The sequence below is a fragment of the Kitasatospora sp. NPDC024654 genome (genome assembly GCF_055559155.1).
Genome location: NZ_JBVHLF010000120.1, coordinates 4,140 through 16,018, shown reverse-complemented (window position 1 = coordinate 16,018; position 11,879 = coordinate 4,140). Strand labels below are relative to the sequence as shown.

The 11,879-nt window shown below is 70.2% G+C and carries 9 protein-coding genes and 1 pseudogene; 3 read left to right on the top strand and 7 right to left on the bottom strand.

The annotated features are described in order from the left end of the window. Positions 1-266: pseudogene (locus tag ACZ38L_RS35515) on the bottom strand (transposase); the annotation flags it as partial. Between the two features lie 368 nt (positions 267-634). On the opposite strand from ACZ38L_RS35515, the gene ACZ38L_RS35510 reads away from it, so the two are divergent. After that, entirely contained in the window at positions 635-1,030 is a 396-nt protein-coding gene (locus ACZ38L_RS35510) for an RICIN domain-containing protein (protein WP_465701476.1), read from the top strand. Between the two features lie 478 nt (positions 1,031-1,508). Then, positions 1,509-2,504: a right-handed parallel beta-helix repeat-containing protein gene (locus ACZ38L_RS35505; RefSeq protein WP_465701474.1), complete on the top strand. Its 996-nt coding sequence runs from the start codon at positions 1,509-1,511 to the stop codon at positions 2,502-2,504. Between the two features lie 46 nt (positions 2,505-2,550). Here the strand turns inward: ACZ38L_RS35505 and ACZ38L_RS35500 are convergent, their stop codons facing one another. The 6 genes from ACZ38L_RS35500 to ACZ38L_RS35475 all read right to left on the bottom strand — a co-directional run bounded on the left by ACZ38L_RS35500 (position 2,551) and on the right by ACZ38L_RS35475 (position 10,587). Further along, the gene (locus ACZ38L_RS35500) at positions 2,551-3,528 is read right to left on the bottom strand and encodes a transposase (RefSeq protein ID WP_465701472.1); all 978 of its coding nucleotides are present in this window, start codon (positions 3,526-3,528) and stop codon (positions 2,551-2,553) included. Positions 3,529-3,716: 188 nt separating this feature from the next. Further along, entirely contained in the window at positions 3,717-5,612 is a 1,896-nt protein-coding gene (locus ACZ38L_RS35495) for a transketolase (protein WP_465701470.1), read from the bottom strand. Between the two features lie 683 nt (positions 5,613-6,295). Then, entirely contained in the window at positions 6,296-6,784 is a 489-nt protein-coding gene (locus ACZ38L_RS35490; protein ID WP_465701468.1) for a hypothetical protein, read from the bottom strand. A 1,642-nt stretch (positions 6,785-8,426) separates the two neighbouring features. Continuing rightward, the gene (locus ACZ38L_RS35485; RefSeq protein WP_465701466.1) at positions 8,427-9,242 is read right to left on the bottom strand and encodes an ABC transporter ATP-binding protein; all 816 of its coding nucleotides are present in this window, start codon (positions 9,240-9,242) and stop codon (positions 8,427-8,429) included. Positions 9,243-9,274: 32 nt separating this feature from the next. Further along, complete coding sequence (locus ACZ38L_RS35480) at positions 9,275-10,087, bottom strand: zf-HC2 domain-containing protein (RefSeq protein ID WP_465701464.1); 813 nt, start codon at positions 10,085-10,087, stop codon at positions 9,275-9,277. Continuing rightward, positions 10,084-10,587 carry an RNA polymerase sigma factor gene (locus ACZ38L_RS35475; protein ID WP_465701478.1) on the bottom strand — a complete coding sequence of 168 codons (504 nt, stop codon included), beginning with the start codon at positions 10,585-10,587 and terminating at the stop codon, positions 10,084-10,086. Before ACZ38L_RS35475 ends, ACZ38L_RS35480 begins: the two co-directional genes overlap by 4 nt. A 634-nt stretch (positions 10,588-11,221) precedes the next feature. On the opposite strand from ACZ38L_RS35475, the gene ACZ38L_RS35470 reads away from it, so the two are divergent. Further along, positions 11,222-11,719: an RICIN domain-containing protein gene (locus ACZ38L_RS35470; RefSeq protein ID WP_465701462.1), complete on the top strand. Its 498-nt coding sequence runs from the start codon at positions 11,222-11,224 to the stop codon at positions 11,717-11,719. Positions 11,720-11,879: the final 160 nt, after the last annotated feature.

Genomic DNA, 11,879 nt, shown 5'->3' with positions numbered 1-11,879 from the left:
GCGGCGAAGATGTCGAGCAGGGTCTCGCGCTCGTCGGCCTTCGCCCCGGTCAGCGCGAAGGCGATCGGCAGTCCGCCGAGGGTGCACACCAGGTGCAGCCGCAGTCCCCAGAAGTAGCGCGAGTGGCTGGCGCAGTAGCCGTACTGGGCCCAGCCGGCCAGGTCGGACCGCTCAACCGTTTCCCGGGAGCGGCCGCACTCGACCGGCGTGGAGTCCACCACCCACACGTCGTCGGTCCACAGCGTGGTGTCCGTGGCCAGTGCGCGGCTGGTGCGGCCGCAACGCCCGCCCCGCCCCGGTCGTCGACCTGGCCGGCGGCCGAATGCGGGTGCGCTTCGAGGACGGACCGGCCAGCGACACCGAGGGGCTCGAGGAGGCGCTGCGCGGCCCGCGGCACGAGGTGCCGACCGGGGTGCTCATCGCCGGCGGCGGCCCTTTGAACACCGCACCCGTCTGGGTGAAGGACTCGCGGTTATGGCGGGGCGCAGCAAACCGGGTGTCCGGGGCGTGTGATCGTCCTGTCCATCGGGCCGGTACGGCCCGGTCACCATGCCCCCCCCGGAAACTGGAGTCCGCTGTGAAGCGTGTCCGTTCTCTGCTGTGCCTTGTCGGGTCCGCTGTTGCGGTCGTGGCGATGGCCTCGCCCGCCCAAGCCATCGACGACGGCACCTACGTCATCCGTGACCTCAACACCGGCAGGTGCCTGGCCCCCGCCAACAACGCCGAGGTCACCCCGGCCGCACTCGGGGAATGCACCCCATGGAAGGTGACCAACCGGGGCGACGGTACCGTCCAGATCGCCCAGGCCAAGTCAAGCCGCTGTCTCTCCAGCTTCCCGCCCGACGTGGTCGTGGGCCCCTGCGATCGACTCCCCTTCCAGCGCTGGGTGATCCAGGACTTCGGTCCCGTAACCCCCGCCTCCATCCGCAACGCCGACGCGGACGGCTGCGTCATCGTCCCCAATCCCGACGCCCCCGCCCTGCTCGGCTACTGCTTCAGACCGAGCTGGGTCCTGCAGCCGGCCGGGTAGACCAACACACCCGGAAGGTAGGCCATCGAGAGTGGAGTGCCTTCGACGGCCTACCTTCGGCGCTCGTTGTGCGTCCGCAGCCCAGCGCAGCGGCCTCGGGCAAGACGGTCAAACGGGCCGAGTCGATCAGCACGGCCGTCGCCCGCGCCACGCGGCCCATGGGGCTTGTGACCTCCCACACAAACGGTCAACCGATCACCGCCCAGCATGCGCTCCGCCACTGAGCACGACGTTTCGTGGCCTCGTTGGGCTCTCCCGGTCATCGGTCACGACCGTTCGATGGACGTTACATCCGCCTCCGATACGCCTGGTGCGGCCTGGGACATCCCTTCTCGCGGGGTGCGCCCAGGCCGCTGCCCCGGTCGGTAGCAGAGCGGAGTGAGCCACCTGGCACGCCCCGCACACTCGAACAGGAGAACGGGAGATGTTCATGCGCGCAGGCAGGGCGGTACAGCCCCAGTGGATGACGGCCGCAGCCGTGACGGTGACGGCGTTGGCGGCCGGCCTCCTCGGGGCGGCCCCGGCCACGGCCACGGGTACCGGCGAGCCCATCGTCGTGCGCTGTCCGGACGACAACCTGCAGACCGCGATCGATGCCGCGGCACCCGGCTCGACCCTGCTGCTGAAAGGGGTCTGCACCGGCAACTTCACCATCGGCAAGAACCTGACGTTGACCGGTCGCGAGGCGGTCCTCGACGGCAACCACGCCCGCAGCACCCTGACGGTCACCGGGTCCGCTCAGGTGGAGCTGAGCACCTTGACGATCGTCAACGGCAAGGGCACCGGCCCCTTCGGCGGTAGCGGCGGCGGCATCGACAACGAGAGCGGCACGGTGACCCTGAACCACACCACCGTGCGCGACAACAGCGCCCCCATCTCCGGTGGCGGCATCTACAACGCCGGCACGATGCGACTGACCGGTTCCACGGTGCTCAACAACACTGCCTCCAGCGGTACCGGCTTCGGTGTCGGCGGTGGCATTCTCAACAACGGAACCGTAACCCTGGACCACTCCATCGTGCGCGGGAACACCGCTTCCGGCGGTGGCGGCATCTACAACAACGTGACGTTGAACCTGACCCACTCCTCGGTGCGTGACAACACCGCCAGTGCAGACGCGGGCGGCATCTTCAACGATGACTTCGGCACGCTGAACCTGACGGACTCCACGGTGATCTGCAACCACGCCGCCAGTGACGTCGCGGGCGGCATCCTCAGCAGCTTCGGCGGCACGGTGACCCTGGACCGGTCGTGGGTGACCGGCAACACCTCGCAGACCTATGGCGGCGGCATCTGGAACGACACCAACGCCACGGTGAAACTGATCCGGTCGCACGTGACCGACAACAAGGCGGCGATTGACGGCGGCGGGATCTACAACAACAGCGCTGTGACCCTGGACCAAACCGAGGTTCGCCGCAACCACCCCGACAACTGCGCACCAGCCGGCAGCGTCCCCGGCTGCCAGGGGTGAAATTGGGGTTGGGGCGTGTTGGCCTGGCGGTTCGGCTGGTGGGTGATCAGCAGACGGTGTCGCGGGCGAGGACGAGTTCGGTGCTCGTCCGGCGGCGGGTCGGGCGTCGTGCGGAGCGGTCGGAGACCAACCCGGCGATGGCCAGGTGAGTTTCCGGGTAGTCCTCGCGACGTCCGGTGTACCGCTGGAGGGGGCGCCACTGCTTGTACTCGGCGTTGGTGTGCTCCACGCAGATCCGCGTTGAGGACTGGCGGCGCCGCATCTCGCGCCAGGCGCGCTTGTCTCCGTCGCAGGCGTCCTCGGCGGGCTTCTTCGGAGGGGCGCTGACCTGGTTGGGGAACTCCTTGGCCAGGCCCTGGTATCCCGAGTCGACTTCGGCCTTCACCTGCGGGTACTGGCGGAACTGCTCCGTGATGCCCTCGGTGCGCAGGGCGGTCTGGTCGTGCATGCGGCCCGGGCGGATGACACCGGAGTACAGGGTGCGGCCCTGGTGATCGCTGAAGGTGGTGGTCTTGATCGTGTTCTGCTTCTTCTTGCCGGACACGCACGCCTTGCGGCCCGGCCGCCCCGCGCGGGGGCGTCGGACCTGTACCTCGGTGCCGTCGAACCGCAGGTCCAAGCCTTCGGCATTGGCATAGGCGAACACGTCTTCCAAGGTCCGCAGCCTGATACCGGGCCGGTCGGGAACGGCGAAGCCACGGGCCGCGAGCAGGGGTCTGACCTGGCGGATCGCGGCGGAGACCGTGGAGCGGTCCACCCGGTACAGCTCGGCCAGAGCGGCGTGCGGCAGACCGAGCCGCAGGTGGACGAGGGTTACCAACAGCCGGTCGACGAACTCCAGCTTCGGCTTGCGGCCGGCTCCCTCTGCCCGGTGCCGCTTACTGCCTCGCTGTCGATCAAGCTCCGACTCCCGCCGGGCCCACCAGCCTGGCGACAACTCTTCGAGCAACTCGCCGAGATGTGCGCGAGAGACCCCGGACAGGGCAGGATGGGAACAGGCCGCACGGGCCCAGGTAAGCGTCACAACTCACCCAACCCGTGCGGCTCTTCTCACGTCACGGACCCGTCAGCACCGGGACTGTTCATCCCCAGGTCGTAAGTGCCCGGGCCGACTTCCTGTGCTCCCCAGCGGACGCGCTCCTCGCGTGCGACTTCTTCGAGGAGTGGGTCACCCCCCACCTGCCGTAGTACGCTCCGAGGTCACATGGCGGGTCAGCCGCGATCCGCCGCGCCGAGCAGCCTCCGGGCCGCGTCGATGATGCTCTTGGCGTCAAGACCCGCAGCGCTGAGGAGTTCCGCCGGAGTGCCGGAGGCTGGCAGGTCCCGGACGGCCAGGTGGGCGAAGGCCGGACAGTTGCCGGATCCGGCCAGCTCGGAGAGCACCGCTTCCCCGATCCCGCCCTGCGGGTGGTGGTCCTCGACCACCACCAGCGCCCCGGTCTCCCGAGCGGCGCGCAGCAGGGTCTCGCTGTCCACCGGCTTGATCGAGTAGAGGTCGACCACACGCGCGGCGATGCCGTCCTCGGCCAGCTCGTCGGCTGCCTTCAGGCACTCGTGGACGGTGACCCCCGCTCCGAGCAGGGTGATCCGGTCGGCTTCGCCGCTGCCGCGCAGGGTCTTGGAACCGCCGACCGGGAACTGCTCGTCCGCCGCGTACAGGACCGGGTAGGCGCCACGCGTGGTACGCAGGTAGGAGATGCCGTCCACGTCGGCCATGGCGATGGTGAGGGCGGCGGCGGAGGTCGCGTCGCTGGGGTACAGCACCGTGGAGCCGTGCACGGCACGCATCATCGCCAGGTCCTCCAGCCCCATCTGGGAGGGCCCGTCCTGGCCGATCTCCACACCGCAGTGCGTGCCGCACAGTGCCAGCGACACCCGGGAGACGGCCGCCATCCGGATGAAGTCGTGGGCGCGGGTGAGGAAGGCCGCGAACGTGGTCGCGAAAGGCCGGTAGCCGCGCACGGCCATCCCCACGGCTGTGGCGACCATCTGCTGCTCGGCGATGTAGCACTGGAAGAACCGGTCGGGGTACGCCTTGCCGAAGCCCTCGGAGTGGGTGGAATTGCCCACCTCGGCGTCCAGCGCGACCAGTTCGGGGCGCGCGCCGCCCAGCGCGACCAGGGCCTGCCCGAAGGCGGATCGGGTGGCCACCTGCGCGCCCACGTCGAACCGGGGGCGGCGCGCAGGGTCGTGTCCCGCCCGCCGTCGCGTCGGTGCCTCGCCGGTGGGCGGTTGCGGACCACGCACCGTCAGGTGCCGTACGCCTCCGAGCTCTTCGACGGCCCGCTCGGCCATCTCCGGGGGAAGGGCCTTGCCGTGCCAGCCCTCGGCGTCCTCCACCTCGCTGAAGCCCATGCCCTTGATCGTCCTGGCGACGATCACGGTCGGCCGCTGTCCGTCGGCCGCGGTACTCATGGCCCGGTCCACGTCGCCCAGATCATGTCCGTCGACGATCAGGGCGCGGCACCCGAACGCCTCCGCACGGCGGGCGTAGGCCTCCAGGTCCCATTCCAACTCGGTCGGGCCACGCTGCCCCAGGCGGTTGACGTCCACGATCACGGTGAGGTTCGCGAGTCGGTGCTGCCCGGCCTTGTCCAGGGCCTCCCAGACCGAACCCTCGGCCATCTCACTGTCGCCGCACAGCACCCACACCCGGTAGAGCTGGTGCTCCAGGTCCCGGCCGGCCAGGGCGATGCCCACCGCGTAGGCGATTCCCTGCCCCAGCGACCCGGTGGCCAGGTCCACCCAGGGCAGGACCGGGGTGGGATGCCCCTGCAGCCGGGCGCCCGCCCGCCGGTAGGTGGTCAGCAGTTCCTCCTCCGACACGACTCCGGCGGCCGTGAACATGGCGTACAGCAGCGGGGAGGCGTGCCCTTTGGAGAAGACGAGGTGGTCGTTGGCCGCCTTGGCGGGGTCGCGCCAGTCGTAGCGAAGGTGGCGGGCCATCAGCACGGCCATCAGATCGGCGGCGGACATGCTGGAGGTCGGATGACCGGAACCGGCGGCGGTGCTGGCCCGCACCGAGTCCACACGCAACTGCTGGGCGAGCTCGAAAACATCGGCGAGATCGGAGCTGGGACCCACGAGGGGTGCCGAGGTCGTGGCCATCTGCGAGGCCTCCGTTCAGGATCGGGTGGACAGTCGGTGCGCCAGGTCGTCCAGGTGCCGTTGCGCCCGGCGGGGCCTCGCCTAACCGCCGTGCTCGGCTTCGAACAGCCTCAAGGCTTCCACACACCCTCCCGGCCCGCGCGCGCTCGGCCGCTTCCCTCCTCACCGTCCGTGACGGACGCCACCGAGGAGGTCGCGCAACCCGACCAGGTCCCACTCGCCTGCCCGGACATCGCACGGGCCTGCGACCTGGCCCGCGTCTTCCGGGACCCGGGTCCGCAACCGCCGGGGCCCGTTCCTGCTCGAATGGATCCGCCAGGCCGAGCAGGACAGTCCGGCTCCCATCTGCGGCTTCGCTATCTTCCTCCGCCAGGACCTCGACGCCGTGACCGCCGGCCCGACCCTCCGCTGGAGCTCCGGCATCGTCGAAGGCCACGTCAACAGGGTCATTCTGTGGAATCAGCGATGCCGAGCCGTGTGCTTGTGCATCACGTCGAGGTAGTGGGTCGTGTCCCGCCGAGTGGTGTAGCCGATCTTGCCTCAAAGCTTCACAGGTGCGCAGCTGCCGGGAGACCGGACGGCGCCCTCGGACTGAAGCCCACAGGCTGACGCCTTGCCAGCCCAGACTGGGTTCCCGAAGCCGGGATTCCGGTCGTGAACTGCGCTTTTGCCGCCTTGATCGGCTACACCACTCGGTGGGACACCATCAGGTAGTGCCGATCGCGGTGCGGAACGTGGTTGTTCCGGCCGGGCAGGCTGAAGACAGCGCGGACCTCGGCCGGCTGGGCGAGGATGCTCGACTGCTCGCCGCAGGTGAGGACGGGGTTGACCTCGTGGTGGCAGCCTGCGGTGTCGAGGGCGGTGGTCAGTTCCTCGCGGAGCACGGTGACCTCGAACAACTCGGAATCAGGCAGGACGAGCGGTGGGAGAGTCACCGTTGATCCGGGCCAGAGGTTGATCCAGATGATGCTGACGGCCCTCTGGGTGACGACCAGTCGCAGGCCGCCCCACGCATAGGGGTAGCCGTCGATGTCGGGGCCCTTCATGAGGATGGCGGGGTGCGGGCGCCCTTGACCGAGGAGGTCCTCGGCCTCGGTCAAGGGCATCCCGCAGTGGAGCGGGCCGATCCGGCCGGTTCGGGCGAAGTCGACGAGCGCGTTCATCAAGGTCACGGCAGTGACTGTGACACTCTCCCGAGCCTGTGCGCACTCCGATGTCAGCGCGATGCGGAGCCTGTCCCGCCCCGTCGGACGTCGACGAGCGGCAGAAGGCGGGCCGTCACCGGCATGTCCAGTTCGCGTGGTGTCGGGCCGGCCGGAGTGGGTGTGTCGGCGAGGCGGTCGAGTGGCCGGTCCAGGGCTGCCTGGCCGTCCTCGACGGCTGCCTGGGTCAAGGGGGAGCGGCTGTTCCGGTGTGGCCGAATGGGCCCTTTGTGGGTGGCTCGGCGCGGTCAGGACCGCGTGGGCGCCACGGGGGCACAAGAAGTAGGGCGCGACCAGGGCGGCGAACCCCTCGGGCGAGACGACCCGGATGCCGAGTTCCTCCGCCTCCTCCCGCCTTCACGGCCGACTGGCGTGCCCGGTTCTTCGGCGGCGGTGGCCGACATTTCGGGCGGCTGCTGGGTGGTCCCGATGGTGGTCACTCGTAGTGTGGGTCGAGAACCGCGGGACAGCGGCCGCCAGGGCGATCCGGCGGACTACCTTCGACCAGGTCCGTCGTAGAACAGGCGGACCGGCACCAGGCGCTGCTGGACGGTGGCGTTGGCCGGTCCTGCCCCGAGTCGATCGAGACCACATTGGCCCCTCGACGGTGAGGCCGCGAGGTGAATTCCCTTACGTAGACGGCTATATGTGCGCGGTTAGCGGTGACCGGGTCGACGTTCTCCTGTTCGCACATCAGCAGGTACTCGGCCAGCCCGCGGGCGTAGACATCGATCGTGCGGGGCGCACGTCCGAGATCTGTCCAGATCGTCCGCTGTCGGATCGCGACCGTAATCGCGACCATAGAGGCCGATCTTGGAAAGAAAACTGGTAAGAACCGCGAGCTCCCATACGGTGCTCGCCACACCGGGGCGGCGAGCACCGACGCAAGAGCCCGTCATGGCGGCGCCGCCCGAGATCGACCACGCCGTGTTCGCCACGCTGTACCAGTTCCGCATGGCCACCAGCGGGCTGGATGGCCGATCTCTCCCCGGTCATCGGCTCCGAGTAGGCCGCGAGACGAGGCCCTTGTGGCGGCGGGGGTGGGGTGCCGACAGGGGGCCTCGGGGTGTGGCTAGCGCGGGACGGGGGTATCTCCGTTTACATATCCACCACGAACCAGCCCCGGCCCCGGCGATGGGTCCTCGGGCACCCCGGCGTCACCATGGTGGCGACGAGCCGGGCCGGGGCGAGCCCGACAGCGGCCGGGTTGGGGCCGGGACCGTGCTCGTTGAGAAGGGTCCAGGCGTGCAGGCTCTGGTGGCGGGTCGTCTCGACGGTCGGGGCCGCCGAGGCTGCGGTGGTGGTGAGGCGGTCACGGCGGTGGTGAGCACGATGCAGGCGATGAGCTTTCGCATAGTCGTTCCTCCAGTGGGCCAACGGGCCTGGCGACAGCGGGTGTTCGATCCGCTGCCTCAAAGGTCCCAGGCGGCCGGAGGCCGAACCTCCGCCGCAAGGAGGGACTGGCCCTCCTCCACGCGAGGGGGAGCCAGTCCAGCTCTCCTCCGCGCGAGGGAGAACCGGGGAGGGGCACGCCAAGGTCCCGCGCACACACAAGGAGAACGGGACGTCGCTAGGCACCTGGCTGAACAACCAGAAGGCCCGGCGGAGTAGCTCACCGAGGAGCAGTGCCTCCCTGCTGCTCGGAGCCAAGGACCAGTGCCGAGTAGCCGCGTTCCAGGGGGCTGTCGCCCGGGTACTCGGAGCCGCCGGCCGCCGCCAGGACCTGCGGGGGGCCCTGGAAGACGAGGCGGCCGTCGGCGAAGAGCACCACGTCGGAGCAGGCGGTTGCGACGTCCTCGACCAGGTGGGTGGAGACGACCACACAGGTGTCGCGGCCCAACTCCTGCAACAGCTCGCGGAAGCGCAGCCGCTGTGCCGGGTCCAGGCCGGCGGTCGGCTCGTCCAGCAGCAGCAGCGTGGGGTCGTTGACGATGGCCTGGGCGATGCCGGCTCGCCGCACCATGCCGCCGGACAGGGTCTTCATCCGCTGGTCGGCCTGGTCGGCCAGGCCCACCCGCTCCACGGCGCGTTGGACGGCCGCGGGGATGTCCGCTTTGGGAACCTCCTTCAGCCAGGCCATGTACTCGACGAACTCGCGCACCGTGAAGCGCTTGTAGTAGCCGAACTCCTGCGGCAGGTAGCCGATCCGGCGGCGCAGGGCCCGCAGGTCGCCCAGCCCGCTCACGGAGGTGCCGAGCAGCTCCAGTTCGCCCGCGGCGGGGCGCAGCACGGTGGCCAGTGCCCGGATCAGGGTGGTCTTTCCCGCTCCGTTGGGTCCCAGGAGGCCGTGGGCGCCGATGCCCAGGGAGAGGTCGAGCCCGTCGACGGCCATCCTCTTGCGTCCGGCCCTTACTTTCAGGCCGGTGGCCCGGATCTCCCAGGCATAGGTCTTCGGGGCGGTGTCAGCCGCGCTCATCGCGGGCGTCATGCGGTGGTCCCTTCCGAGGGTCAACGTTGGTTTCACAGCGCTGAGTACGCGTTTCTGCGGGCGGTCACGGCGCCGATGCCGAGTGCGAGGAGCAGCCCCCAGACGGGCAGCGAGTCCGGCTGCAGGGCGAGCGGGACGCGGCTGGTGGCCCAGGCGGGTGCCGCGATGACGACGCCCCAGGTGGCCACCAGCGCGGCGGCGGCGCGGGTCACGCCGACCACGCTGCCCAGTGCCAGGGCCATGGAAGTGAATGCCAGGGAGGGCAGCAACCACTGCGCGGCCGTCATGGCTCCGGTCAGCCATCCCGCCACCAGGAGCACCGGCACGACCACCGCCAGGACGGCGGTGGTACGCCGAAGGAGCAGGGGCAGACCGGCGCGGGCGGTGGGGGCCGTCAGTTCGTGCGCCGGGTCCAGGGCGCGCGACCACGATGCGGCCACGACGCACAGCGGTAGCACGGGCGCGATCAGCACCATGGGCGAGGCGCCACCGAAGACCGGCGCCCCGGTCGCGTCCAGCAGCAGCGCCAGCAGGGTGACGGCGACGGTCATGGCCAGCCACGGGGCCATGACCGGCGTCAGCCAGGCCGACAGCCACCTCGGTCGGTACCGCCGCGAGGGCGCCCTGACGGCCGCGTCCAGATGCGGTTCCAGACCGACCCGGACGGTGTCGAGAAGCGCGGCGATGCCGGGCACCCCGGTGGCCACGGAGGACGCCAGGCGACTCCGGCACATCGCGCACGTCTCCAGGTGGGCCTCCAACGCCCATGCCGTGTCCGCGGCGGTCTCCGTATCACCACGCGCATAGTCATCGATCAACCGCATCGGCACATGTTCCGCGCTCATGCCAGCGCCTCCCGCATCGCGATCCGGGCCCGGCGGGCACGGGTCTTGACCGTGCCTTCGGGCAGTCTGAGCAGGACGGCCGTCTCCCGGACGGAGAGCCCGTCCAGCACCGTGGCCTGCAGTACCTCTCGGAGTTCCGGCGCCAGTCGCCACAGGGCGTCGCCGACGTCGCCGCCGACGGTCCCGGCCAGCACCTCCTCCTCCGCCGCGGGCACCACCGCCCGCTCGGCGGCGGCGATCGGCGGCTCGGCGTGGTGGGCGCGCCGCCGGAACGCGTCGACGAGGCGGCGCGCCGCGATCGTCCACAACCACCCGACGGCCGTCCCACCGACCGCGCTCCCGGCGAACGCACCGGCCGCGCGCCACACCGCCAGATAGGTCTCCTGCATGACCTCGGCGACGATCTGCTCGTCCGCACAGCGGCGGCGCAACCGCACCGCCAGCCACGGCGACGTGCGCCGGTACAACTCGTCGAACGCCCCGCGGTCACCTCTGGCCACCAGCCGGAGGAGGCGTTCCTCGTCCAGCTCGTCCACTGCCCTCCTGCGTGATCTCACACCAGCCAGACGGCAGATGATGCGCACAGGTTCTGCATCGGACGTGATCCGCGTCACAGTGTCACGTGCGGGGGTTTGCGATCCCCCCAAAACCCGGTCGTCGGCTTCGATCCGGCTCATGACGAACCCTGGCGTGCCGCCGCACTTCGCCCTCCTCGGCACGGCCCTGACCGAGTACGCCGCGAGGAGCCTTGGGTACGCTCCTCGGTCCCGTCGGCGCGCGGAATCACGCCGCGTCGGATGTCCAGTCAGCCGGCCTTCGACCCGGCCGCCGTCGTGAACCGGTTGGCCTTCACCCGGACGGTGAAGGCCAGGTGCCCGCCGACGGCCCTGGATCTCCTCTCGACGGTGACGGGATCCGTGGCCCCGTCGAGCCGGCCGGCGTTATCACGAGCAGGCCGGCAACCGCGCCCCAGTCACCCGATTGCCGCAGCCCGCGTGCGCCAGTGGGATGACGCGGCGACCGTGGTACTGCGAGCAGACCGTTCTCCCGACCCTGCCAGGAGACGTCTGCCCGAGCAACACGATGCAGTCAGGAACGCCAACGGGTTTCACCGCACCGTTAAGGAGAACCTCGATGCGTACTGCAGCACGAACCTCGGCACTCGCCACCGCGACCCTCCTCGGCATGGCGCTCGCCAGCCCAGCGGCAAGCGCGGCGACCACGTCCACCCCCCAGAACAACGTCGTCAGACTCATGAACAAGGCCACCGGCTGGTGCCTGTACTACGACGGCGATGTGGTGAAGACATCCACGTGCGGCAGAACGTACACGGACCAGAGGTGGCGCGTCGAGCCAGTGGGAGGCGGCCTCTACCAGCTCCGGAGCCTCGACTACGGCACCTGCCTGTCCGGGTCCCCCTACGGTGAGGGCCAGAAACTGACGGCGATCGGATGCGGTGGCGCGGGAACCAGATGGGCCCCCAACTACTCTCCAGCGCCGGGAGCCACGGTCACGTGGTCGGTGTCCGCCGGCGGCAGCACCAGGTGCATGGGCAGCAACTCCGAGCACAACGCCTACACCTGGACGTGCACCTCCAGCGACCGCCAGCAGTGGGAGCCGATGAACGCGTAACCGCCTCACGCTCCGGTGGCGTCACAAGAGGCGGGGGGGGGGGGGGGGGGCGGCCCCAGCCCCCCCCCCCCCCGCCGTTGGGTCCCCGCGCCTGGCCCGCCAGCAGGTTCCTCGGGCCCTCCCGGTTCGGGGGGTGGAAAGGGGCGGGCTATGGTTCGCC

Coding starts and splice junctions, on each gene's coding strand:
- ACZ38L_RS35510 (WP_465701476.1), top strand. CDS start 635: ATGGCCTCGCCCGCCCAAGCCATCGACGACGGCACCTACGTCATCCGT.
- ACZ38L_RS35495 (WP_465701470.1), bottom strand. CDS start 5,612: ATGGCCACGACCTCGGCACCCCTCGTGGGTCCCAGCTCCGATCTCGCC.
- ACZ38L_RS35480 (WP_465701464.1), bottom strand. CDS start 10,087: ATGAGCGCGGAACATGTGCCGATGCGGTTGATCGATGACTATGCGCGT.
- ACZ38L_RS35485 (WP_465701466.1), bottom strand. CDS start 9,242: ATGACGCCCGCGATGAGCGCGGCTGACACCGCCCCGAAGACCTATGCC.
- ACZ38L_RS35470 (WP_465701462.1), top strand. CDS start 11,222: ATGCGTACTGCAGCACGAACCTCGGCACTCGCCACCGCGACCCTCCTC.